Annotated in this window: 21 protein-coding genes, 1 rRNA gene, 1 other RNA gene and 1 other annotated feature; of the genes, 1 reads left to right on the top strand and 22 read right to left on the bottom strand. The window is 37.6% G+C overall.

Annotation, left to right across the window (positions count from 1 at the left end; translation table 11 throughout):
* Positions 1-314: 314 nt before the first annotated feature.
* The 19 genes from ffs to guaB all read right to left on the bottom strand — a co-directional run bounded on the left by ffs (position 315) and on the right by guaB (position 21,304).
* Positions 315-580, bottom strand: an RNA gene (gene ffs, locus LGQ02_RS00165) — signal recognition particle sRNA large type.
* Positions 581-716: 136 nt separating this feature from the next.
* Positions 717-893 carry a YycC family protein gene (locus LGQ02_RS00160; RefSeq protein ID WP_226516280.1) on the bottom strand — a complete coding sequence of 59 codons (177 nt, stop codon included), beginning with the start codon at positions 891-893 and terminating at the stop codon, positions 717-719.
* Positions 894-943: 50 nt separating this feature from the next.
* Entirely contained in the window at positions 944-1,435 is a 492-nt protein-coding gene (gene tadA / locus LGQ02_RS00155) for a tRNA adenosine(34) deaminase TadA (RefSeq protein WP_226516279.1), read from the bottom strand.
* Positions 1,436-1,559: 124 nt separating this feature from the next.
* Positions 1,560-1,937, bottom strand: coding sequence for a DUF2243 domain-containing protein (locus LGQ02_RS00150; protein ID WP_226516278.1), 378 nt, complete (start codon positions 1,935-1,937; stop codon positions 1,560-1,562).
* 203 nt (positions 1,938-2,140) lie between these two features.
* Positions 2,141-3,043 carry an oligopeptide ABC transporter permease gene (gene opp4C / locus LGQ02_RS00145; protein ID WP_226516277.1) on the bottom strand — a complete coding sequence of 301 codons (903 nt, stop codon included), beginning with the start codon at positions 3,041-3,043 and terminating at the stop codon, positions 2,141-2,143.
* A gap of 11 nt (positions 3,044-3,054) precedes the next feature.
* Entirely contained in the window at positions 3,055-4,020 is a 966-nt protein-coding gene (opp4B, locus tag LGQ02_RS00140; RefSeq protein WP_226516276.1) for an oligopeptide ABC transporter permease, read from the bottom strand.
* 63 nt (positions 4,021-4,083) lie between these two features.
* The gene (gene opp4A / locus LGQ02_RS00135; protein WP_226516275.1) at positions 4,084-5,877 is read right to left on the bottom strand and encodes an oligopeptide ABC transporter substrate-binding protein; all 1,794 of its coding nucleotides are present in this window, start codon (positions 5,875-5,877) and stop codon (positions 4,084-4,086) included.
* Positions 5,878-5,920: 43 nt separating this feature from the next.
* The gene (locus tag LGQ02_RS00130) at positions 5,921-6,907 is read right to left on the bottom strand and encodes an ABC transporter ATP-binding protein (RefSeq protein ID WP_226516274.1); all 987 of its coding nucleotides are present in this window, start codon (positions 6,905-6,907) and stop codon (positions 5,921-5,923) included.
* Complete coding sequence (locus tag LGQ02_RS00125) at positions 6,904-7,917, bottom strand: ABC transporter ATP-binding protein (RefSeq protein ID WP_226516273.1); 1,014 nt, start codon at positions 7,915-7,917, stop codon at positions 6,904-6,906. Before LGQ02_RS00125 ends, LGQ02_RS00130 begins: the two co-directional genes overlap by 4 nt.
* 645 nt (positions 7,918-8,562) lie before the next feature.
* Positions 8,563-9,474, bottom strand: coding sequence for an oligopeptide ABC transporter permease (opp4C, locus tag LGQ02_RS00120; protein WP_404802374.1), 912 nt, complete (start codon positions 9,472-9,474; stop codon positions 8,563-8,565).
* An 11-nt stretch (positions 9,475-9,485) separates the two neighbouring features.
* Complete coding sequence (locus tag LGQ02_RS00115; RefSeq protein ID WP_226516272.1) at positions 9,486-10,451, bottom strand: ABC transporter permease; 966 nt, start codon at positions 10,449-10,451, stop codon at positions 9,486-9,488.
* Positions 10,452-10,531: 80 nt separating this feature from the next.
* A complete protein-coding gene (locus LGQ02_RS00110) occupies positions 10,532-12,352 on the bottom strand; it encodes a peptide-binding protein (protein ID WP_226516271.1) in 1,821 nt (606 codons plus the stop codon).
* A 111-nt stretch (positions 12,353-12,463) separates the two neighbouring features.
* Positions 12,464-13,450, bottom strand: a complete 987-nt coding sequence (locus LGQ02_RS00105) for an ABC transporter ATP-binding protein (RefSeq protein ID WP_226516270.1) — start codon at positions 13,448-13,450, stop codon at positions 12,464-12,466.
* Between the two features lie 13 nt (positions 13,451-13,463).
* Positions 13,464-14,444 (bottom strand): ABC transporter ATP-binding protein, encoded by a 981-nt coding sequence (locus tag LGQ02_RS00100; RefSeq protein ID WP_319003500.1) that lies wholly within the window; start codon positions 14,442-14,444, stop codon positions 13,464-13,466.
* 449 nt (positions 14,445-14,893) lie between these two features.
* Positions 14,894-16,171 (bottom strand): serine--tRNA ligase, encoded by a 1,278-nt coding sequence (gene serS / locus LGQ02_RS00095; protein WP_226516269.1) that lies wholly within the window; start codon positions 16,169-16,171, stop codon positions 14,894-14,896.
* Between the two features lie 117 nt (positions 16,172-16,288).
* Positions 16,289-16,502 (bottom strand) — a binding site (T-box leader).
* A gap of 45 nt (positions 16,503-16,547) precedes the next feature.
* Entirely contained in the window at positions 16,548-17,132 is a 585-nt protein-coding gene (gene pdxT, locus LGQ02_RS00090) for a pyridoxal 5'-phosphate synthase glutaminase subunit PdxT (protein WP_226516268.1), read from the bottom strand.
* 38 nt (positions 17,133-17,170) lie between these two features.
* Positions 17,171-18,058 carry a pyridoxal 5'-phosphate synthase lyase subunit PdxS gene (pdxS, locus tag LGQ02_RS00085; protein ID WP_226516267.1) on the bottom strand — a complete coding sequence of 296 codons (888 nt, stop codon included), beginning with the start codon at positions 18,056-18,058 and terminating at the stop codon, positions 17,171-17,173.
* A 212-nt stretch (positions 18,059-18,270) separates the two neighbouring features.
* Positions 18,271-19,680: a D-alanyl-D-alanine carboxypeptidase family protein gene (locus LGQ02_RS00080; RefSeq protein ID WP_226516266.1), complete on the bottom strand. Its 1,410-nt coding sequence runs from the start codon at positions 19,678-19,680 to the stop codon at positions 18,271-18,273.
* A gap of 166 nt (positions 19,681-19,846) precedes the next feature.
* Positions 19,847-21,304, bottom strand: a complete 1,458-nt coding sequence (guaB, locus tag LGQ02_RS00075; RefSeq protein ID WP_226516265.1) for an IMP dehydrogenase — start codon at positions 21,302-21,304, stop codon at positions 19,847-19,849.
* Between the two features lie 129 nt (positions 21,305-21,433).
* On the opposite strand from guaB, the gene LGQ02_RS00070 reads away from it, so the two are divergent.
* Entirely contained in the window at positions 21,434-22,378 is a 945-nt protein-coding gene (locus LGQ02_RS00070; protein WP_226516264.1) for a YaaC family protein, read from the top strand.
* Positions 22,379-22,478: 100 nt separating this feature from the next.
* On the opposite strand, the gene megL is transcribed toward LGQ02_RS00070, so the two are convergent.
* From megL to rrf, 3 genes are all read right to left on the bottom strand, one after another.
* A complete protein-coding gene (gene megL, locus LGQ02_RS00065; RefSeq protein ID WP_226516263.1) occupies positions 22,479-23,663 on the bottom strand; it encodes a methionine gamma-lyase in 1,185 nt (394 codons plus the stop codon).
* A 166-nt stretch (positions 23,664-23,829) separates the two neighbouring features.
* Positions 23,830-24,441, bottom strand: coding sequence for a CAP domain-containing protein (locus tag LGQ02_RS00060; protein WP_226516262.1), 612 nt, complete (start codon positions 24,439-24,441; stop codon positions 23,830-23,832).
* 1,185 nt (positions 24,442-25,626) lie between these two features.
* Positions 25,627-25,743 (bottom strand): 5S ribosomal RNA (gene rrf, locus LGQ02_RS00055).
* Positions 25,744-25,816: the final 73 nt, after the last annotated feature.

Below are 25,816 nucleotides of genomic sequence, written 5' to 3'. Positions count from 1 at the left end.
TTTCTTTCGTGGTCCTTTTTATATAGTTGCTTGGCTTTCTACTCTACCAATAATTAATATATCTTAACCCTTCTTATTATACCGATTCAATCAATGATTTTCAAAATGTATATGTATGATTTTAAAATTAGCTTTTGGTAAATATTTATGTCTCATATCGGTCACAGGCGGATGCTTTCATCACTTCGGATTTATAAAAAACAACAATCTATACGAAAAGAGCCAATAATTAAATCATGTAAAATGACACGATCTTCTAACAACACAAAAGCTGTCTGCAATTGCAGACAGCTTTTGTTTATAAAAAATTTAAGCCGTGCACCTTTCTTCGGTAATAGCACCCCAGGCGTTACCTAAGCAGTTAGCTCGATCCAGGCGACTCCACGGCACACGGAAGGGGCCGCTTACTGCTGCTTCCTTCCGGACCTGACAGGATTCACGGGCTCCCGTTGCGTGGAACCCAGATGTCAACACCACTTACTTAGGTCAGACCCTACGATGCTAAAACCTAGGAAAGGGATTCGGCCTCGCTATAGCGGATTGCGAGTACAGGGCACCGCTACCTCCCCGCTTAGCACGGCAAATTTATTAACATAATTTATGACGCCAACCAATGTGACGCAATTAATAGTATAGATGTTTTCGAACTCAAATGCAATAGATGATTGTGGATGGTTATTGGAAATATTGGATAGCCTTTCCCTTTCTGATCATAGCTACTTCTCAGGTGAGTCATTTTCACCTTCAGAAGAGTTCTCACCTTCACTTTCTTCAACCTGTTTTAGCTTTTCCATTAAAATATGTGGTGGTGTGTGCATCACATGCTCTAACGGCATTTTTAACTTTTCTGAAATCATCTTTGCAGTCTCTAGCGATATTTGATTTGGCCTCATGAATATCCCCTCCTTACAAACTTATTTATACTTTTCAATACCCATAATGATTATTTATTATCGTTCGTTTTCTTCTTTTCACGAAGTTTTTTAAAAAATGACTTAAGCATTGAAGATGAGACTTCTTCTAATACACCACTTGTAATTGGTACTTGGTGATTAAAGCGTGGTTCATCTAAGAGGTTCATAAGCGTACCGCAACAACCTGCTTTTTTGTCACTTGCCCCGTAAACGACTCGTTGCATACGTGACTGCACAATTGCTCCTGCACACATTGGACAAGGTTCAAGTGTGACATATAACGTGCAGTCATCTAAACGCCAACTGTCAACTGTACGACAAGCACTTTCAATAGCGACCATTTCCGCATGTGCAGTCGTTTGCTGATTTTGTTCTCGTAAGTTATGGCCACGAGCGATGATATCTCGATCTTTTACAATTATTGCTCCAATAGGAACCTCACCGAGAGTTTCTGCTTTCTCAGCTTCCAATATTGCTTCATTCATATAGTATTCATCATCAATTTCCCATTTTGCTTTCATTATTTGTCTCCCTACTCACAATACGTGTACAAGAAAAACATATTAGCGATTAAAATTTATCTCACTTATATTATATAGAAGAAAGACGTCTTCATCCAATTAATTCTTTATTCGATTCCTTATATTATACCGATTTCCACTCTCTTTTTTCTTGCATCATAGCATAGATAATCATAGCAACCCCCACTAAAACGAGGAGTACTTCAATAATCAATGCTTCTGGTCCATAGGTAAGTCTATGTAACTGAAAAATCCAGTGAACAACGATGATATCGAAACTTGCAAAAAAACCTGAGGCAAAAATAACGCCATTAAAAAAAGATCTCGCAAAGAACTTGTAACAAATATAATAAAAGAATAAAGTAATCACCAACACGAACAATAGTGCACTTAACCTCTCAATCAACGTTTCAGCTTTAAACCCGAAAGCAAAACTATGGCCACTATGAAAAAAGAAATCTACGAATAATACCCCTACTAAGAAAGCAATCCATCTTTTCAACGTTATACCTCCTTATCATTTATTCATAGTCTATCCATTTCTGGCTGTTATGTAACGTTGTTTTAAAAAACTTTCAAACTAGTGAAATTAAGAAAATTCAATGATTGCTGAGTATTTTTAAGACGAAGACGGATCATTAAAAGCACAAAAAAGCGATACCGAAAAGATATCGCTCTTGAATATCACTCTATGAAAATAAATATTTATCTTGCAGATTTAGGGTTAAAGGCATCTTTTAGGCCTTCACCAATAAAGTTGATAGACAAAATCGTAAAGACAATTGCTAATGAAGGCGGCACCCATATCCACCACATCGTACGGATAACGTGTGGTTGACCAGCAGGTGACATCATATTCCCCCAACTTGGCGTTCCCGTAGGTACACCAAATCCTAAGAAACTTAATGCTGTTTCTGCTACGATCATCACGGCTAATAATAATGTAGCTTGTACAATAATTGTTGTCATGACATTAGGGAGAACGTGCTTTCGAATGACTTTAAACGGTGTTCCACCTATTGAAATTGCCGCCATAACATACTCATTCTCTTTTTCTGACATTGTTTTACTTCGAACAACCCTGGCTGCTCCAGTCCAACCGAGTAAACTGATTACAGCAATTAACGCCCAAATACCTGCTTCTCTGAAAATTGAAGCTAATACGATAACAAATACTAAGAACGGGAAGTTCATGACAAAGTCTGTAAAACGCATTAATACAGCATCAACCCATCCACCATAATAACCAGAAATTGATCCTACAATTGTCCCTATAGTAACAACAGCAATCATACAACTAAAACCAATTGTCAAAGAGGTTCTACCTCCATAAAGTAATAGTGTATAAATATCCCTGCCTGCATTGTCTGTACCTAATAGGAAATCTCCTCCAGGAGGTACATTTCGGTTAATAGGGTCCACTCTTGCTGGATCAAAAGGGCTTAATACTGGAGCAAGAAAGGACAAAATGGTAACTGTTATTAAAAATAATATACTTATCATCGCCAATTTATTTCGAAACAATTTTCTTCGGGCAATGGCCCACGGAGACTGTTTTTTTGCTTTTTTTTCTAATTCTGCTTCACGTTGAGCTTCTATAGCTGCCATAACCTACACCTCTATTCTACCCTTATCCTTGGATCAACAACACCATAGACAAGGTCAGCAATTAAGTTCCCTACTAGTGTTGCAATAGAAAGCATTAGAGTAATAGCGATTACTACTGATGAGTCACGATTACTAATCGAACTAATCAGAAGTTCACCAATACCTGGATAAGTGAAAATTGTCTCAATAATAACGGATCCACCAATAATACTGGCAATATCAAATCCGAACAATGTAATAATTGGGATGACTGAGTTTCTTAAAATATGTTTATTGTAAATATGACCTTCTGGTGTCCCCTTTGCTCTTGCAGTACGAACATAATCCTTTTGTGAACTTTCAATAATATCATTACGTAAAAACTGAGTATAACTGGCAGTTGTCAGCATCCCCAAAACTAAAGCTGGTAATGCTGTGTGTCTCAATTTACTTATCCAATATTCCATTGTTCCAGGCTCCACACCCGAACCTACACTACCTGTTGCAGGGAACCAACCCAATTGAAAAACAAAAAGGAAAATCGCAAAGATTGCTGCAACAAAACTTGGAATCGCTAGCATTAAATAGTTTAGTCCTTGAATTCCATAATCTCCAATAGTATAAGGGTGTCGACCAGCATATCTACCCATGAAAAACGCCAGTATATAAGTGATAATTAACGACATTATCGAAAGTAGGATTGTGTTCGGTAGTCGTTGACCTATTAATTCTGTTACTGGCATTCTATGATTGAATGAACGGCCAAAATCCCACTGTAAAATCCCTACAGCCCAACGCCCATATTGAACATGGACTGGGTCATTTAAGCCGAGACGTTCTCTTTGTTCTTCAATATAAGCAGGATCTGTATTGGCAGGGTCGATTTGCCCGGAAAGGGCATCCCCTGGCATCGCTAATGCCAGGGCGAATACCACAATGGAGATCATGATCAAAATTGGAATCATGATGAGTATCCGGCGTAACGTGTAAAGTAACATTGATCATTTCTCCTTGTTCCTAGATTCTTTCCGAGTTTGTGATTAATCACAAAACCTTTTTAATTATTCAACATCTGTTCTGTACCATAAATGTGAATCTTTAGTTGCATCACTTAAAAATGGCTCTACATTTTTAACGTTTGCATCAACCGCATACACACCAATTGGTGAGAACAGAGGAATCATTGGTAATTCTTCATTAATGTGTTGATGCCATTCTTGATAAACTTGAGTACGATAATCTTGGTCAAGTGCAGCTTGTTCGCTTAGACCTTCCTTGATTAGCTCTTCTGATGTCTCAGAGTACCATCTTGGGAAGTTCCAGAAGTCGTTCTTTCTCCATAAACCACTTGGGTCCGGGTCAGCTGCTAGTCCCCATGCACCCATAAACAAGTCAATATCTGGATCGTCTTCTTCTACAAGGTCATAGAAAAGGTTGAATTCAAATAATTGGTTATCTTGTAGTGATGCGTTAATACCTACATCTTGCAAGTTTTGAACAATATATTGAGCTCGTGGTTCAGAAATATCAGATCCACTCATAGCCATGAAGTTAACTGTGAATTCTTCACCATCAGCATTTTCACGCCATCCGTCTCCAGTTACATCTTCAAAACCTGCTTCATCAAGAAGTTCCATAGCACGCTCTGGACTATACTCATATTGAGTAAGGTCAGACTCATCTGGATATGCCCAGCTGATCACTGCTTCAGGAGCATTAATCACTGTACCATAACCATCACTGAAGCTATCAATCATTCCTTGACGGTCAAGTGCATATGCAATTGCTTGACGAACTCGTTTGTCCTCAAATTTAGGGTTATTCATGACAATTTGCTCGCCATCCCATTCCCCTAACTTAAATCCAATGTAAGAGTAAGAAAGTCTTTCGTAATCTAATACATTAACATTGTCATTACCTTCAAGTTGTACAGCTTGACCAGGTTGAATTTCTAAAATATCAACTTCACCTTGTTGTACTAACTCAGCTCCCATAGCACCATCAACAACTTGGAAGACTAGACTATCTAAGTTCGGAGTACCTTGCCAATAGTCTTCGTAAGCTTCAAATTCTACCATTTCACCAGGAACAATATTTGTTACCTTGAATGGTCCTAATCCTACTGGGTCACGACGCACTTGATCTGACTCTTCAATGTCAGCTACTGCAAGACCTTCATAATGAGCGCTTGGAATTGGATTTGTCCACATTGTAGAAACAACATTAGGTCTTACTTCTACAACATCTACTTCTAGAGTGTAATCATCAATAATTCTTACACCTTCTAATTCATGAACTGGCTCTGGATCATAGTCTTCTAGATTTTTAACATCTTCAGCACCTACGATCATTTCTACGTTTGAAAAGCGTGTACCAGTATAATCAGGGTGAGCAATTACTTGCCAAGTATATGCCATATCTTGAGCAGTTAACTCTTCCCCATTATGCCAATAAACACCTTCTTTAATATCGAAAGTAACCGTTAAACCATCATCAGAAAGTTCCCAATCTGCTAAATGTGGAATAGGCATTAGGTCATCGCCTGTAGAAAGAAGTGTATCAGTTAAGAACGCAAGAACTAAACTGTCATCTTGACCACCATAATGGGCGATATCAAACACACCTGCAAAAGGTTGTGTAAAGCCATAAGTTACTTCTCCACCTTGAGGTACATCGCCTTCAGCGACATCTTCTTCACCGTTTTCATCAGCGTCAGTATCTGTATCTTCGTCAGTACCTTCTGTTTCATCAGCTGGATCAGTGTCGACCTCATCATCATCTCCGCCACCACAAGCAACGACTAAAAGAGATACTGAAAGTAGCATTGCTAGTAGCAATAATAGTGATTTTTTCATCCTTGTAATTCCCCCTTAATTGTTTAATGTTGTGAAACATTGGTTATTCATATAGCAAGCATGAAACTCTGTGTTCCTTGTTCACCCCCTTTAACTGGGGCTTTTTCTCACTGCACTCTGGCATCGCCTCTGGACAGCGAGGGTGGAACGGGCATCCCACTGGTGGATTTTGAGGACTCGGAACATCGCCCTTCAAAATAATTCGCTCACTTTTGTTTCGAGGATCCGGTTGTGGGATCGCAGAAATCAGTGCTTGCGTGTATGGGTGTTTTGGATCATTATATAAGTCCTCTGCATCTGCTACTTCGACGAGATTCCCTAAGTACATTACACCGATACGATCACTCATATGTTTTACGACACTTAGATCGTGAGCGATAAATAATAAAGTTAAATCAAATTCTTGTTGTAGTTCTTTTAATAGATTCAAGACTTGAGATTGTACGGAAACATCTAACGCAGAAACTGGCTCATCAGCAACAATAAGTTTTGGTTTTAACGCTAACGCACGAGCAATACCAATACGTTGACGTTGTCCTCCTGAAAATTCATGAGGATATTTAAAGTATGCATCTTCAGGGAGTCCTACTTTATTAAGAAGTTGCATAACTTCATCTTTATACTTTTTCTCAGACCCCCCATGATAGTTAATCAATGGTTCTGTTACAATACTTCCAACCATCATTTTCGGGTTTAAAGAAGCATACGGGTCTTGGAAGACCATTTGAATATCTTTACGGATATTTCTAAGACGTGGACCACGATATTTCGTAATGTCCTTGCCTTCAAAAAAGATTTTCCCTTCTGTTGGCTTGAACAAGCGAGTGATCGTTCGTCCAGCTGTAGATTTCCCGCAACCAGACTCACCTACTAGACCAAAAGTTTCACCACGTTTTAATTCTAATGATATATTATCTACAGCCTTAACATCTCCGACTTTCCTTCGAAGAAACCCTCCGCGTACAGGGTAATATTTCTTTAATTCTTTCACTTCTAATAAGTGCTCTGCTTTTTCTGTTTGCTGACTCATGATTGTACCTCCGTTTCCTTATCCGGGTGACTTGCATCATAAAGGATACAACGGACGGAGTGTCCTTTTTCCGTTTCACCCAATTGCGGAGTAATTTCACTACACTCTGGCATCGCTTTTGGACAGCGATCCACAAAGCGGCAACCAACTTGCGGCATGTTCTTTAATGATGGAACAATACCTTTAATAGTATTTAACGTTTCTTTCTCTTCTTCCATTCTAGGAATAGAGTTTAAAAGCGATTGCGTATATGGATGTTGCGGGTTATAAAAAACGCGGTCTACATCAGACTGCTCGACTACTTGTCCCGCATACATAACGACAACTCTGTCTGCCATTTCTGCTACGACACCAAGGTCGTGGGTAATAAGCATTACCGCCATCCCCACCTCATCTTGAATATTCTTAATTAATTCAAGAATTTGTGCCTGTACCGTTACATCTAGTGCTGTCGTTGGTTCATCTGCGATAAGTAATTTAGGCTGACAAGCTATTGCCATGGCAATCATGACACGTTGTCGCATCCCACCTGAAAGTTGGTGAGGGTACTCATGAACGATTTGTTCAGCTCTTGAAATTCCTACTTGGTTTAATAATGAAATACTCTTCTTACGAATTTCTTCTTTTGAAATATCTGTATGGTTTACAAGTACTTCATCCATCTGAAAGCCAATTGTTAGAACTGGGTTTAGTGCAGTCATTGGCTCCTGGAAGATCATACTAATATCTTTTCCACGTATTTTATTCATTTCTTTTTCAGATAGAGGTGCTATATCTTTGCCTTGGAAGAGGATTTGTCCTTTATCAATTTTACCGTTATGCTTCGGCAATAAATTCATAATAGATAGTGACATTACACTCTTTCCACATCCAGATTCACCAACAACACAAACGACCTCTTTTGGTTTAACATCAAACGAAACGTCCTTAACCGCATGGTATGTTTGTCCATCGATATCGAATCCAGTATGTAGCCCCTTCACCTCTAAAAGCGCTTCTTGATTGCTCATAGGATACCAAACCCTTCAATGTTTTCTGAAAATATTAAAAAGTAACTTTATTAAGAATACTATTATAATGTCTTTGCTAAGTCAATGTTTAATTTTATTTTCAATTCTCTAACAAAAGTGTTACAACTTTATAATTATTTTAATTGTCTGATAACTATTTGTAAAGTAAATTTTATGATTTTTCAAAATTACTACATTTATTTAGCACTAACTATAAAAAAGTAGTTATTATTCTTTTTTCAATAACCACATCAAAAATAATTATTCTAGAATAAATAATTGATCATCTCTTTTGCTAGCTGTTATGTAAAATTATTCATCGATATTTAAATTTTCTGATATTTTTATGTATACTAAGATTCTTTCATATTTTCTTCTCCCTTATCTTTACGGCTATTGCCCTAGATCATCGTGATATTTCGGTTAGAGAATCTAAATAACCTTAAACATATTTAGGTATATGTTACGAAACATTATACAATGATTCGTCAAATTATGCATTTGTTTTTGCATTATTTTTTAGAATTATATAATAAATATGAAGAAATTAGGCAGAAATTAATAAATACAAAATTAGTAGAAACGCCCATAAATTAACAAATTAAAACAACAAAAAAAAGAAAAGAAGGCATTACCTCCCTTTCTTTAACTTTTTGTATCGAATGCATCTCTTAAACCATCACCAATAAAGTTTATCGCAAGTACTGTCAATAAAATAGCTAAACCAGGTGGAAGCCATGCTTCCCAATTATCCTCAAGCATTCTAAGGTTATTTGCTTCAGTAATCATGTTCCCCCATGTAGGTGTTGGTTGAGGGATCCCAAAACCAATAAAGCTTAAGGCTGATTCTATAATAATCATCATTGCCATCATTAATGTTGCATTTACAATAATCGGTCCTACCGCATTCGGTAAGAAATGTTTGAATATAATCCGGAAATCAGATGCTCCTATAGAACGAGCACCTAATATAAACTCCTTCTCCCGTAAAGATAGAAAAGTACCTCGAATGAGCCTAGTTAATGTAGGCCAAGAAGTTAGTGCAATTATTGTTATAAATATTGTAATGTTGATCCTTTCTAGTATTGCAATAACAGTTAGAACCATTAATAAAAATGGTAAAATTAACATTAAATCGGTCGCACGCATAATAATACTATCTATTTTCCCACCATAGTAGCCGGCTAACGATCCGAGTGTTATACCAACCAATAAGGTAAATAACATCGCGAAAAATCCAACTGTTAATGAAATTCTAGATCCATAGACTAGACGAGAGAAGTTATCTCTTCCAGAACGGTCCGTTCCTAGCCAATTTTCAGAAGATGCTTTTGCTTCAATGTTATACATGTCATATTGTACAGGGTCATGAGTTGCTATAACATCAGCAAATATTGCAACTAAAACAAAGAACGCTAAAATGAAAATTCCCACTATTGCTAACTTATTTTTAAGAAAGCGCCGCATTGATAATTGGAAAGGACTTAAGCTTTTCGGTGCATCAGATTTAGCTTTACCAGGCGAAGGAGGCATGTTTTTTTGTACTTGGGTTTCCATCAGCATTCACCTCAATCGTAACGTATTCTAGGATCTACTATGGCATAGAAAATATCAGCTAATAGATTCCCTACTAATATGGAAACCGCTAAGATTAAATTAATTGCCATAATAACTGGATAATCCCGATTTGTTATAGAAGTAATAAATAATTGCCCTATCCCCGGGTAATTAAAAACTTGCTCTGTGATAACCGCCCCACTTAATAATGTTCCAAACTCTAGTCCTAACAAAGTAATAATAGGAATGAGTGCGTTTCTTAGCGTGTGTTTATACAAAACTGATTTATTTGTTAACCCTTTTGCTTTCGCCGTTCTTATGAAGTCACTACCTTTTACTTCTAGCATTTCAGTTCTCATATACCTCATATATGCTGCTGTACTAGCTAAACCTAGTGTGAAACCAGGCAACACAAGGTGTTTAAGCTTATTGAGGAATAATTCGATTCCGGTCAATCCGGTGGCGGAGACTGTACCTTGTGAAGGAAACCAGCCCAATGTAAAGGCAAACACATAGATTGCTAAAAGCCCGGCGAAAAAGTTTGGTGTAGCCAAACCTAAAAAGGCAAAGGTGGTAGCTCCGTAATCAAATAATGAATATTTACGTTGTGCTGAATAAATTCCAATTGGAATTGCTACTGCTAGCGTAACACCTAAAGCAAATAGGGATAAATAAACGGTATTCATAATTCTTGCGTTTATTAAATCCATTACAGGTCTTCCTGAATATTGCATTGACGTTCCTAAGTCACCTATTGCAACACTAGATAGCCAATTCCAATACTGAATATGTATTGGATCATTTAATCCAAGTGCTTCACGACGCATCTCAAAAACTTCGGCTGGTATATTTGGATCGAGTCTTTCTCCTGAAAGTACATCTCCGGGAGCCGCCTTTGCTAGTCCAAATACAACAACCGTTACGAGAAATAACATCGGTATGAATTGTAATATTCGACGGATAATATATTTATGCATTCAGCATTCCTCCTACAAGGATTAAACAAGTGCACGACCAGGGGCCGTGCACTGCCTCCCCTCAACGAAACAATCTTAATTTATTGATCTAACCACCATTCGTGAGAATTGAAGTAAATACCAGTTGGTCTTTCATGAACTCCTTGTAATGCAGCGTTATATGCATAAATATTGTCTGAAGAATACAAGAAGACCGTTGGTACTTCTTCTGTTACATGAGCCGTCCACTCGTTATACGTTTCTGCACGGAAATCTAAATCAAATGCGTCTGGTGCTGTAACCGCCTGTTCAATTAACTCATCACTTCGCTCATCGTTCCAGCGAAGAAAGTTAAATGGATTGTCAGACTTCCAGATACCTGCTGGGTCTGGGTCTCCTGTTGCTAAGCTCCACCCTGCTAAATAAAGATCCCAATCAGTATTATCCTCTTCAACAATTTGGAAATGAGTTGCTGCATCACGAGGATTACGTACGTTAACATTGATTCCGACTTCACCTAACTCTGCAGCAATGATTGGTGCCGTACGTTCACGGATCTCGTTTCCTGTTGGGTAATCAAGATTTAGTACCCACTCGTTACCGTCAGGGTCTTCACGGAAACCGTCACCAGTAACGTCAACATATCCCGCTTCATCAAGTAAAGCATTCGCTTTCTCTACGTCCTGCTCATAAACATTGAAAGCACTTTCATCATACGCCCATGATGCTTCTGGGAATGGAGCATGTAATACAGAACCTAATCCGTTCATTAGTCCATCAACCATGGCTTGACGATTTAATGCATAAACCATCGCTTGACGTACACGCTTATCTTGAACTTTTTCGTTTACAACCCAGTTATCAGGGTTAATCACACCATTTTCAACATCTTCTGCTGTACGGTGGTGATGCTTAATACCGATATACTGGTAACCGAAGTCTTGAGTTGTAAATGTTGTAACATTGTCTAATGCATCAACGCGTTCAAAGTCGGCTGCTGGTACACCATTAGGCTCAGCCACCATGTCTAGCTCACCATTCTCTAACATACCAGGCATAATTGATTGTTCAATGACACGCCAAGTAATTCCATCTAGGTGAGGTGTACCTTGCCAATAATCTTCATTTGCAGTTAAAACATATTGCTCGCCTTCGATCATTTCCGTTAACTGGAATGGACCAGTACCAATAATTTCACCTGCATTACGTGACGCAGAGTGATCTACCATATCCGCTACACTTACCCCTTCATATACGTGAGCAGGGATTATTGGGAAACTCGTACGGAATTCAGGAGTAACGTTTGGTTGAGCGAAATGGAACGCTACAGTGTAATCGTCGATCACTTCTACACCAGCGAATTCATCCGTTTCACCATCTCTAAACTCTTCATAACCTTCTAAGAAACGGGCATAGTCAATACGTACACCACCAGCTGCTACGTATTCACCACTCGCAATAGATGAATATGTGAAATAAACATCGTCTGCTGTAAAGTCTTCACCGTCATGCCACTTTACATCTTCTTGAAGGAAATAAGTAATTGTAGTCTGATCTTCATTCGTTTCCCAGTCTTGTGCTAATCTAGGAATATACTCTAAGTTCTCATTTAACGTTACTAACGCTTCATGAGTAAAATCTAAGATGTTAGCCTCATATGCATCTGAATAGAAAATCGGGTTGAATTGGTGACCAGGAGCTGAATACATTCCTGCAGTTATTGTTCCTCCTGATTTAGGGCCATCATCTGTTGCCTCTTCATCAGCGTCTCCACCGTCATCTTCACCAGCACCATCATCTTCTGGTTCATCTGTCACATCATCATCTTCTGGAGCGTCGACTTCATCGTCTCCACCACAAGCAACTAACACAATAGCTAGCGTTAAAGCTAACAGCATAAGCAAAAATTTACTTAACTTCATAAATACATGTACCCCCCTTGTTTTTTTCCGAAGATTTTAAAAATAGAAAAGAAAAATTAAAAGTATTTCTTTCTTCCCCTCACCTCCTTAAAAGTACTTACGTGACGACTTTTATTTTTCATCGGTGTATAAATGGCAAGATACATAGTGACCTTCACCATAATGAATAAGCTCCGGACGCTCTACCTTACATCGTTCATGAGCTTCAGGACAACGAGTATGGAATGAACACCCAGTCGGAGGATTAGATGGACTTGGGAGCTCACCTTTTAACTTGATTTTCTCCCTTTTTCTATCAAATTCTGCTACCGGTACAGACGATAGTAATGCTTGTGTATATGGATGTAGGGGATTGTTGTATATTTTATCTTTAGGACCAATCTCAGCTAACCTTCCGAGATACATCACCCCTACACGATCACTAATATGCTTAACGACACTTAAATCATGTGCAATAAACAAATATGTAAGACTAAATTCATCTTGTAAATCATCCATCAAATTTAATACTTGCGATTGTACAGAAACATCCAATGCTGATACCGGCTCATCTCCAATAATAAATTTCGGGTTAATTGATAGCGCTCTTGCAATGCCTATACGTTGACGTTGCCCCCCAGAGAACTCATGAGGATATTTCTCTCTAGCCTCCTCGCTTAAACCAACTTTTTCTAGTAAATCTACCACTTTATTTTTTCGATCTTTCTTCGATAGTGTTTTTTGGACTAACATTGGTTCTTCGATGATCTCACCAACACTCATTCTAGGATTTAACGACGCAAACGGGTCTTGAAAAACCATTTGCATATCTTTTCGGTAAGGTCTTAATCTTCGATTACCGATATTTGAGATGTCATCACCATCAAATAAAATTTGACCTTCTGTTGGATTTAAAAGTCTTAATATCGTTCTTCCTAGTGTCGACTTTCCTGAACCTGACTCCCCTACAATTCCTAATGTCTCTCCTTTAAATACGTCAAAAGAAACATCGTCTACTGCTTTTACATGGCCAACAGTTCTTTGCAAAACCCCACCTTTTACAGGGAAGTATTTTTTTAAGTTTCTTACTTCAATGACTTTATCTTTTGGTTGCTCCATTATGTTCTCCCCCTTAATCCTCATAGAGATAGCATCTGACTTTTTGTTTTGCTTTTGTCTCTATAAGGCCTGGATTTGTTTCACGACATTTGTCCATGACATGTTTACACCTGGGTGCAAACCTACAGCCTTGTGGGAACCGGTGTGCCGGTGGAACTGTACCAGGTATAGATTCTAGTCGTTCTACATCTAAATCTAAATTTGGAATACTCCCTAATAAACCGACTGTATATGGATGCTTAGGGTCTGTAAAAAGCTCTTTTACAGGAGCCTCTTCAACAATTTGTCCTCCATACATAACCAATACTCTGTCAGCAACTTCTGCTACAATACCTAGGTCATGGGTAATTAGTAGAATGGAAGACTCAAACTTCTCTTTCATTTCAATCATTAAATCTAATATTTGGGATTGAATCGTTACATCTAACGCAGTTGTCGGTTCATCTGCAATTAAGAGTTTTGGGTCACAACTCATCGCAATCGCAACCATTGCCCTCTGTCTCATTCCTCCCGAAAGCTGGTGTGGGTATTCATGAACAATTTCTTCGGCTCTTGGGAAACCTACGAGCTTTAATAAATCAATCGCTTTAAGGTACGCTTCTTTCTTTTTCATTTTTTTATGCTTCATTAACGTTTCAGCTATTTGATTTCCAATTGTATATACAGGATTTAATGAAGTCATAGGTTCTTGGAATATCATTCCAATGTCATTACCTCTTACTTTTCGCATTTCTCGATCTGATAGCTTTAAAAGTTCTTTCCCTTCAAGTTTAATTGAACCATCTACAATCTCTCCTGGAGGTGAATGAATTAACCTCATTATTGAAAGGGATGTAATACTTTTACCACTACCTGACTCACCTACTAACGCCAAGGTCTCCCCTTTTTTTATAGAGAAATTTACTCCATCTACTGCTTTTGCTGTTTTATCCTCCATAAAAAAGTATGTTTTTAAGTCTTTTACTTCAAGTAAATCCTGTGCTTCATTCCCCATACATCTCACCCCATGTCATATATGTAATAGCGGTGCCTTAAATCGACATTATATGATATTTTATGCATCAATAAGTATATATTTTTAAAAACACTATACTACCCAAAAAATAGAGATTCTCCTTTTATCCATTTTGATAGAATTAATTTAACACAGTTATATTTGGCTGTACATAGTTTTTTGAAAATTATTTCTTTTTAGATATTTCGGCATTCTAAGTTTTTCGAATAAAAATAATATTTATATTATTGTATATTTATAATTACCATGGGGCTTATAATTAATTTCCAAATAAAAATAAGTAATAATGAATAAATATTTGTCTGATTATTCTTAAATTTTATTTTTTATATCACATACGTATTTCTTATGTGTTTCATTTATTACAGAAATATTTCAGACATAAATAAAAAAACAACCTCTCTAAAAAAAAGAGGTTGTTCTAAATATTATTTTGAAATGATATCTTTGCCACCCATATATGGCTTTAATACTTCAGGGACACGAATAGTACCGTCTTCTTGTTGATAGTTTTCTAAAATGGCAGCAACTGTTCTTCCTACTGCTAACCCAGAACCGTTTAAAGTATGAACATACTCTGCTTTGCCTTTTGCATCACGTTTAAATCGAATATTTGCTCTACGTGCTTGGAAGTCCTCAAAGTTACTGCAAGATGAAATTTCACGATAAGTTCCATAACTTGGGATCCAAACTTCAATGTCATATTTCTTTGCTGCAGTAAATCCTAAGTCACCTGTACACATATCCATCACTCGGTATGGTAACTCAAGTAGTTGCAATACTTTTTCGGCATGGGACGTTAGTAACTCAAGTTGGTCATATGATTCCTCAGGTTTAACAAACCTTACAAGCTCCACCTTATTAAACTGGTGCTGCCTAATTAACCCTCTTGTATCACGTCCAGCAGACCCTGCTTCTGAACGGAAACAAGCACTATATGCCGTATAGGTTTTTGGTAAATCTTCTCCACCCATAATTTCATCTCGATGTAAATTTGTCACTGGTACTTCAGCTGTTGGGATTAAGAAGTAGTCTTCCTCTCGAATTTTAAATGAATCTTCTTCAAATTTTGGAAGTTGACCTGTCCCTGTCATGCTATCTCGGTTTACCATATACGGTGGTAATACCTCTTCATAACCATGTTTATCTTGATGAAGGTCCATCATAAAGTTAATTAAAGCTCGTTCAAGTCTTGCACCTAACCCTTTATAAAAAACAAAGCGACTACCTGTTACTTTAGATGCTCGTTCAAAATCTACTATTCCTAGATCCGACGCTAAATCCCAATGCGGCTTTGCCTCAAATGATAATGAAGGGACTTCTCCCCATTTTCTTGCCTCAACATTGTCTTCTTCATCTGCACCTACAGGGACAGTTTCATGAGGAATATTCGGGATCGTTAACAGAATATTCGTCAGCTCATCATCAACAACACGTAATTCTTCATCTAATTCTTTTACACGAGTAGAAACATCTTTCATTTCTTTAATTAAGTCATCAGCATCTTTTTTCTCCCTCTTGAGCTGGGAAATTTCCTGAGATACTGTATTTCGGCGACTTTTAAGATCCTCTACTTTTTGAATCAAATCTCGTCTCTTTTGATCTAGGTCACCGAAACGGTCTAAATCAGAAATATCCTCATTTCTGTGTGCTAATTGCTCCTTAATGTTATCAAAGTCTTTACGAAGTCGTTTAACATCTAACATTTTCTTACCTCCTAATTTATTGTGAAAAAGGGTATAAGCTTTCAACAAATGCTTTATCGGGAAAACGTAAGTTAGTTCTATCATGTTATAAAAACACAAAAAACTCCCGTCCCTATATAAAGGGACGAGAGCTACCCGCGTTGCCACCCTAATTGAAGTACATATGTACTTCCAGCTTTATTGAATAACGGTCAATCAACCGAAGCAGTCTACTTTCATTTCAACTGCTTTGCTCCAGGATGGATTCACAATACATTCACACCGATTCACAGCAACCATCGGCTCTCTGAGGTGAATAAATATTGTTACTAATTCCCTTCTTCACAGTTCATATAATGATGTTAATCAATATTCTAACCGATTTTTATGTGTTTAATCAAGCAGGTACCTGACTTTCACGCACCATTTTCACAAAAAACTGATGCATACGTGCATCATCTGTTAATTCTGGGTGAAAAGAACAAGCAAGATAAGGACCTTGTTTTGCTGCAACAGTTTCCCCATCACATTCTGCGACGACCTCAACATTTTCACCTGCATGTTGGATAATTGGTGCACGAATAAATACAGCTGGGAAGTTATCGCCAACGCCTTTTACATCTAAATCAATTTCAAAGCTTTCTCGCTGGCGTCCGAATGCATTTCGCTCCACTTTTATATCCATAACTGCTAAATGTGGCTCAGCATGGCCAACAAGTTCCTTTGCCATTAGTATTGCTCCTGCACAAGTACCAAACATTGGTTTTCCTCTATTGGCGAACTCTTTTAACGGTTCAAAGAAATCATATTTATCAATGAGTTTTCTCATGGTTGTGCTTTCGCCACCAGGAAAAACTAATCCATCAATTTCATTTAAGTCAGAAGCGCGTTTAACGACTTTAACATGTACGTCTGGAGCTTCTAGTGCTTTTACATGCTCTCTAACCGCTCCTTGTAACGCTAAAACACCTATGTTTATCATGATGTTATTCTCCTCTCAATTGAAGGTAAATGAACACCTTACCAACCGCGGTCTTGCATACGGTCTTTTTCTTCTAATGTAGAGATTTCAATCCCTTTCATTGCTGTACCTAAATCCTTAGATAGTTCAGCAATTAACTTGTAGTCCTCATAATGCGTTGTTGCTTCAACAATTGAACGTGCAAAACGTTGTGGGTTGTCAGATTTGAAAATACCTGAACCAACGAATACACCGTCTGCACCTAACTGCATCATTAATGCAGCATCAGCTGGAGTTGCAATACCACCTGCTGCAAAGTTAACAACAGGGAATTTACCTGTACGCTTAATTTCTAACAGAACATCATAAGGTGCACCAAGGTTTTTCGCTTCTGTCATTAACTCATCTTCAGACATACCGATCACTTTTTTAATTTGAGACTGCATCATGCGCATATGGCGCACAGCTTCAACAATGTTTCCTGTACCAGGTTCACCCTTCGTACGGATCATTGATGCTCCCTCACCAATACGGCGTGCTGCTTCACCTAAGTCACGTCCACCACAAACAAATGGAACTGTAAAGTCACGCTTATTTAAGTGATAAACTTCATCAGCTGGCGTTAGTACTTCACTTTCATCAATATAATCAACGCCTAATGCTTCAAGTACACGAGCTTCAGTAATATGACCTATACGAGCTTTTGCCATAACTGGAATTGTCACTGCATTTTGTACTTCTTCTACGATAGATGGGTCTGCCATACGAGCTACTCCACCTGCAGCACGAATATCAGATGGGACACGCTCTAATGCCATTACTGCAACAGCACCAGCTTCCTCAGCAATTTTCGCTTGTTCAGCATTGACAACGTCCATAATGACGCCGCCTTTTTGCATTTCTGCCATACCACGCTTTACACGATCTGTACCTGTTTGTCTTTCCATAGTAATATCCCCCTTAAACTTTTAGTTAATTGTATTTTGGATATTCGAATCATTTTTATCCAACGTTTCCTATACCATTATAACGAAAAATCAGACATTATTAACACCATTTCCGAAAAAACAACACTTTTCTTGTATAAAACTTAGGTAAAATTAAAAATTATGTAGATTAATCAAAAGAGAAGGTAGAAACCTTCTCTTTTTCATCCAATTTAAAACCATCCTCTTACAGTATCTGCAACAGATGACCAAATATTAGAAAAAAACTCTCCAATACCTCTCATCATAAGCGTAAACCAACCTGCTCTTTCAACTGGTTCATTGGTTACAATGTTTACTGTTGTATAATTTGAACCGTCACCTTGAAGGTACCCCTCTGTACGTTCTCCGAGATATTCAACAGTCATTGTCCCAATCACTTGACCTTCTTCAATTGGTGCAGTCAGTTGACCTTCTTCATCTAAAAGAGATTCATCTAGATGAACTGAATATGAATAAGAGCTTTCATCATCACTTCGGTGAACGATCGTTGAAATTGCATCGCTTGTAGAAACAGATACTTCATCCTCAGTACCCTTTGTAACAGGAATCGTTTCATACCCTTCTAATTGCATATCTGCAGGGTAGATTTCTTGTTGTGAATAGTTGTTAAATCCATATTTCATTAATCGCTCGGTTTCATTGAAGCGCTCAATTTCAGAACCTGCTTTCATGACAACACTAATTAAGCGTTGTCCATCTTTTTCACCAGTTCCAGTAAAGCAGTATCCTGCTGCATTTGTAAAACCAGTCTTTAATCCATCAACATATTCATAATCAAGGTCTGGATACATTGTTCCTTCTATCATCCAATTCCAGTTTTGCATTGTAATTGCATCTGTTGTTCCTTCTCGAAACACTTTCTCTGGGATGCTTGCTGTATCTAAAACTTCAGGATACTCATTGACAAGATGGAAAGCTAAAATCGCTGTAGCTCGTGCAGACATATAGTTATCTTCATCAGCACCTGTTCCTTCTGGGTGGTTACCATAAAGAAGGCGGTTCGGAAGGCCCGTTGTATTAACAAATTGAAAATCTCCATGCCCTTCAGCTGCAATTTCCTCTAAGTCATCTAAGCCATATTCTGCTCCAGCTTCACGTAACGTTGTTCCCATACCTAATTCTTTACCACGTTCGTTCATCATTTCAACAAACGCACCATAAGAACCGGAAATATATTCAGCAACCGCCATCGTCGCTGCATTGGCAGAATATATGGCTACTGATTCATACAATTCTTCTACCGTGTATTCATGATCAACTCTTAGCATGACATTAGATAAGCCTTCATCATGAGACATTTGGGCTAACTCTTCACTAATTGGAACAATATCATCCCAAGCAATCTCTCCATTATTGACAGCTTCTAAAATGAGATATTCACTCATCATTTTCGTCATACTAGCTGGTGGAAGTGGCTGGTCAACATTTCTTTCATAAAGGATCTTCCCTGTCTCAGCATCTAGTAAAATAGCAGTATCTACATTTGGGTCAAAATTGGCATAGGTCGTTCCTCCATATGTAACGACACTCATGAATGTAAACACAAATATTAAGCTAATTGTAGCCAATCGTTTTAACATCCCATTTCATCCTCTCCAATATCAAAATCGTTCTCTAAAGTTGACTCTATATAAAGTACAAATCGTACAATTTTTTTTTCGAACAAACGATATTTTACCATAGTTACAAAAAAAAGAATAGATAAGGGAGTCCCTATCTATTCATACGTTCGACTTATTTTTTTCCTTACATTGAATAATTTGGAGCTTCTTTTGTTATTTGCACATCATGTGGGTGACTTTCACGTAAGCCAGCATTCGTTATACGAATAAATTGAGCATCTTCACGTAATGAATCCACTGTCGATGTACCACAGTAACCCATCCCTGCTCTTAAACCACCAACTAACTGATGAATTGAATCTTTAAGAGGCCCTTTATAAGCAATACGACCTTCGATACCTTCTGGTACTAACTTTTGATTGCCTTCTTGGAAATAACGATCTTTACTGCCTTTTTCCATTGCTCCGAGAGATCCCATTCCACGGTAAACTTTAAATTGTCGTCCTTGGTAGATCTCCCTTTCTCCAGGGCTTTCAGATACACCAGCTAATAGACTTCCTAGCATAACGGCATGTCCCCCGGCAGCAAGTGCCTTTGCGACCTCTCCTGAATATTTAATTCCACCATCTGCAATAATTGGTACACCATGCTTTTTAGCCTCTGTTGCACAATCATAAACTGCTGTAACTTGCGGAACACCGATTCCTGCTACCACTCGTGTCGTACAAATTGAGCCAGGTCCAATTCCAACCTTAATAATATTAGCTCCTGCTTCAATAAGGTCTCGTGTTGCCCCAGCAGTTGCAACATTACCAGCTATGATGTTTAAATCTGGATAAGTTTGGCGAACTTCCTTTACTTTATTAATGACTCCTTGCGAGTGTCCATGAGCCGTATCAATAACTAAAACGTCAATCCCAGCCTCAACGAGTGCTTTTGTCCTCGTATCAGAGTCGCCTCCAATCCCTACTGCAGCACCAACAATTAAACGACCTTGTGAATCTTTTGCTGAATTAGGAAATTCTATGGCTTTTTCAATATCTTTAATTGTAATAAGACCTTTTAAAATCCCCTCATTATCGACTAGAGGGAGCTTTTCAATCCGATATTTTTGCAAAATATTTTGTGCTTCTTTAAGAGTTGTCCCAACTGGAGCTGTTACTAAGCCTTCTTTTGTCATGACGTCTTTTATTGCAATTGAGTAGTCTTCAATAAATCTTAAATCACGATTTGTTATAATACCAACTAACTTTTGGTTCTCATCTGCAATCGGCACCCCTGAAATACGATATTTTCCCATTAAATGTTCTGCATCGAAAACTTGATGGTCCTCAGTTAGATAAAATGGGTTTGTAATAACGCCACTTTCTGAACGTTTTACACGATCAACCTGGTCCGCCTGTTGCTCAATTGACATATTTTTATGAATAATTCCTAAGCCACCTTCACGCGCCATTGCAATTGCCATTTCCGCTTCCGTTACCGTATCCATTCCCGCACTAATAATTGGAATGTTTAACGTTAATGTGTCTGAAAGCACCGTTTTTACAGAAACTTGATTCGGTAATACTTCTGATTTTGCCGGCACAAGCAACACATCATCAAACGTTAAACCCTCTTTCTGAAATTTGTTCTCCCACATGAGACAATTCCCCTTTCAATATTTTCGCAAAATATTATTAGTAGCTTAACAACTGGATAAACTACTGTCAAGGAAGGAAGTTATAACTGATTTTTTAGAATAAACAAATATTTATGGAGGGAATGTTGTATGTCAGGGAAATACACTTTTACTACGATTTTTTTATCCGCTGATTATGTAAAAACATATCTACATCGTATATATGAAAAACAGCAGCTTGATTCATCTAAAGAATTGTCTTATAAAAATGGCTACTCCTTTGTTTATTATATAAAAATGGGGGACTCTTTTTTCTCACAAGGCCTTCAAGCACCATTATCCATTAAACCGGTATTATTCTTTTACGGTCTTAGTCATTGGTTAAAGGCGTTACTTTTAACTGTCGATCCATTCTATCCCTCCACTACACAAGTTCTAGCTCACGGAGTGTCTACTCGTAAACGGAAAAAGCAAGATTACTCCTTCTTAAAAGACGAAATCAAAGTGCAAAAAGATGGCTTTTATCGATATTTGTCAGAAAAAGTGTTTCATGTGAAACAATTAACAGGGGAAAAGTTTAAAATGTACCATTTACTTATGGCCATTCCTGAACTGCTAGACACTTTTAAGACATTTGAAAAAACAACACCGTTAATAAAATTAGAAGGGGCTCCACCATTTTTAACGGCAACGAAAAAAGATTTTAAAAGGGTAAAAGAACCACCGCACCGCTTTGCACAAATGGTTAATCAAAAAACTGAACACGATTGGAAATGTTATGAGGAAGAAGGTATGATTAATATCGATTTGCAAAAAACGAAGCAAATTGAATCTTCTCCTCTTGCTTATGCAATGGAAGGTAATTATTATCTACCTGTGCTACCAACTTTATATCGAAACATGCCAGAGTTATTGATTCATTATTTAATTCTTTATAACTTAAGCATGATATGTCGCTATGAAACGGAATGGTGGGGAGAACTGCTTTATTCATTCTCATCTAATGATCTCCCGTTTATTGATTCATTTCTTGAAGTTGGTTCTATAAAAATCCCATTCTTATTGCAAAAGATGTTTGATCTGGAACTAAATTAAATTAGTGTTCACCCTGATTACCAATTGTTGAATAGAGAAGATTTGAAACTTAACTCTTGAAGTAAAAAAAGAGGCTGTGTTTATCACAGCCCAGTAATTTTTATATTTTATTTATGGCTTGCTCTAAATCTTCCCAAATATCATCTGGACACTCTAATCCTACAGATAAACGGAGCAGTTGATCTGTAATCCCCATCTTTTCGCGCTCTTCTTCTGGTACAACGGCATGTGTCATTGTAGCTGGATGCTGTATTAATGTTTCAGCATCTCCTAGACTTACCGCAACTTGAATCATTGTAAGTTCATTCATCAGTTTTTGAGCCATCTCTTTTGTCCCTTCAATCTCAAAACTAATTAATCCACCGAAGTGTTTCATTTGTTTTTTAGCTAAATCATATTGATGGAACGATGGGTCACCAGGGTAAACAATATTTTTTACCTTTGGGTGTTCCTGTAGTTTTTCAAATAGTTTCTCTGTATTTTCACAATGACGATCCATTCTTATCGCTAACGTTTTTAAACCTCTTAATAATAACCATGCATCAAATGGAGCTAGCACACCACCAATATCCTTTTGGGTTGTCATCCTTACTTCTTGAATAAACTCACTCTTTCCTACAACTAATCCGGCAATGACATCTCCATGTCCACCTATATATTTCGTAGCACTATGAAGAACGATATCTGCGCCAATCGCTAATGGTTGCTGTAAGTATGGAGAACAAAAAGTATTATCCACTACCACTGGTAAGTTATGTTGTTTCCCCATATTTACGACCATCTCAATATCAACAAGTTTCATTGTGGGATTAATTGGCGTTTCAATGTACAGAGCCTTTGTATTTGGCTTAATTTTTGAAAGGATCGCTTCCTCGCTTTCCATCCTAATTAAGTCATAATCAACATTAAATTTTTCCTTCATCATTTTAAGTAAACCAAATGTACAGCCATAAACACCTTCAGAAACTAATATATGATCTCCTGACTTCACTAAAGCTAACAATACAGCAGACACTGCAGCCATGCCGGAACTAAATGCAATACCTTCTTCTCCACCTTCTAGGTCAGCAATCTTTTTTTCTAATGTATCTACTGTTGGGTTACCGAGTCTAGAGTATATGTAACCGCTTTCATTTCCGACGAAACGAGCTTCCCCTTGTTCTGCTGATTCAAAAGAAAACGTAGATGTTTGATACATTGGTGGTGTTAAACTTCCATAATGTCTGCTTCTGTCATATGTTCCATGGATCATTCTAGTTTCTAAAGATTTAGATTTTCTTTCCATAACCATTCACCTCTCAAAATTTTCTATCTCTCTAAAGTTATTATACTTTATTATTCAATGTTGTCGACACTGATTATCTAAAAATTATCAAAAGGAGTTTTTTTCTGTAAGTTATTTAATCCAAAAAAGTATGCAGCTCTTACATATGCTGCATACTTCTAAAAATTTATCTGGTTAAAAACATCTGCGTCCAGTAAACACCATATTGTCCACCTTGATGGTAACCTACTCCAATATGAGTATAGTTACCGTTTAAAATATTTCTTCTATGCCCTTCTGAATTCATCCATTGATTAACTACTTCCTGAGGAGTCCTTTGTCCACCAGCAATATTTTCACCAGCACCGTTGAAATAAACGCCAAAGTCACTAAGCATTTCAAAAGGACTTCCGTAGGTTGGGCTTGTATGACTAAAATAATTATTTTCTGCCATATCTCTTGATTTATATCTAGCTACTCTACTCGTTTCCCATTCTGGCCGTAACGGCTGAAGTCCATTTTGTTGCCTAATTTGGTTTGTTAACTCAATAACGTCATGTTCAAGTCTTTTAACTGCATCGATGATGGGGATGTTTATTGTTTGATTTGGATAAATTAAATCAGGATTATGTATTTGTGGATTTGCTTCGATTAATTCACTGACACCGATCTCATGAGCTACGGCAATCCGCCACATTGTGTCTCCACTGGCAACTTTGTACGTTTTATACTCTTCTGCACTTACGTTACTAGGGAAAAGAGCAATTAAAGTAATAATAAAAATAAGTAATTTTTTCATTATTAACACCTCCGAACTTTAGACTCCCCTAAACGATATAAAAAATACATTGGTATAACTGTTCTTAATTGAAAGTGATAGGTAGAGGGGAGGTTTGAACGGTTTTAAGTTTTGATATATACGTTTTATCTCATTTTTTTGGGGTGGGTTTTATGTTTTAGTTGTGAGTATTTGGATTTACTTGCGACTTTCCTCGTTTACTTGGGACTTTCTTGATTTGTTCATCACTTTCTTGATTTGTTCATCACTTTCTTGATTTGTTCATCACTTTCTTGATTTGTTCATCACTTTCTTGATTTGTTCATCACTTTCTTAATTTGTTCATCACTTTCTTAATTTGTTCATCACTTTCTTAATTTGTTCATCACTTTCTTAATTTGTTCATCACTTTCTTAATTTGTTCATCACTTTCTTAATTTGTTCATCACTTTCTTAATTTGTTCATCACTTTCTTAATTTGTTCATCACTTTCTTAATTTGTTCATCACTTTCTTAATTTGTTCATCACTTTCTTAATTTGTTCATCACTTTCTTAATTTGTTCATCACTTTCTTAATTTGTTCATCACTTTCTTAATTTGTTCATCACTTTCTTAATTTGTTCATCACTTTCTTAATTTGTTCATCACTTTCTTAATTTGTTCATCACTTTCTTAATTTGTTCATCACTTTCTTAATTTGTTCATCACTTTCTTAATTTGTCTTTTTTGCACGCAAAAAAGACACCTTTTATTTAAAGGTAACCTCATATCAACACATCTACATCACTTATTTAAACCCCTCATTCTGACGGTTGTTGCACAGATTCTTTCCTTACTCGGATACTCTTTTTACAAATAACAATTACTTTAGACGAATGGTCCTTCTCTTTCGCAACAGAAAAAGACACCCTCTTTTGAAGGTGCCTTTGATTGCCCAGCAACGTCCTACTCTCACAGGGGGGCGCCCCCAACTACCTTCGGCACTGTTCGGCGCATGATGAACGGCGCATCTCCGCGTCATTCTCCCTCGCTCACTTCTCATGGACATCGTACATTCCGAGGCTCGCTCCGTCGATTCCTTGATCTACTTGTTCCTCATGCACCTCTTCCGAGCTTCTCCTCATTATGCTTGTTATATCTTACGATATAAATTCACTCTTTTTTCACACAGAAAAAGACACCCTCTTTTGAAGGTGCCTTTGATTGCCCAGCAACGTCCTACTCTCACAGGGGGAGAGCCCCCAACTACCATCGGCGCTGGAGAGCTTAACTTCCGTGTTCGGCATGGGAACGGGTGTGACCTCTCCGCTATCGTCACTGGACTTATGAAATTGAGAAGTATTGTACTCTCAAAACTAGATAACATTTGACTGATGACCTTCGGTCTGAAGGTTA

Origin of the sequence: Bacillus shivajii (assembly GCF_020519665.1) — a bacterium.
In the GTDB taxonomy this organism is placed as follows: domain Bacteria; phylum Bacillota; class Bacilli; order Bacillales; family Salisediminibacteriaceae; genus Bacillus_CA; species Bacillus_CA shivajii.
The sequence above is the reverse complement of the archived record's forward strand: the minus strand, read 5'-3'. Positions and strand labels throughout refer to the sequence as shown.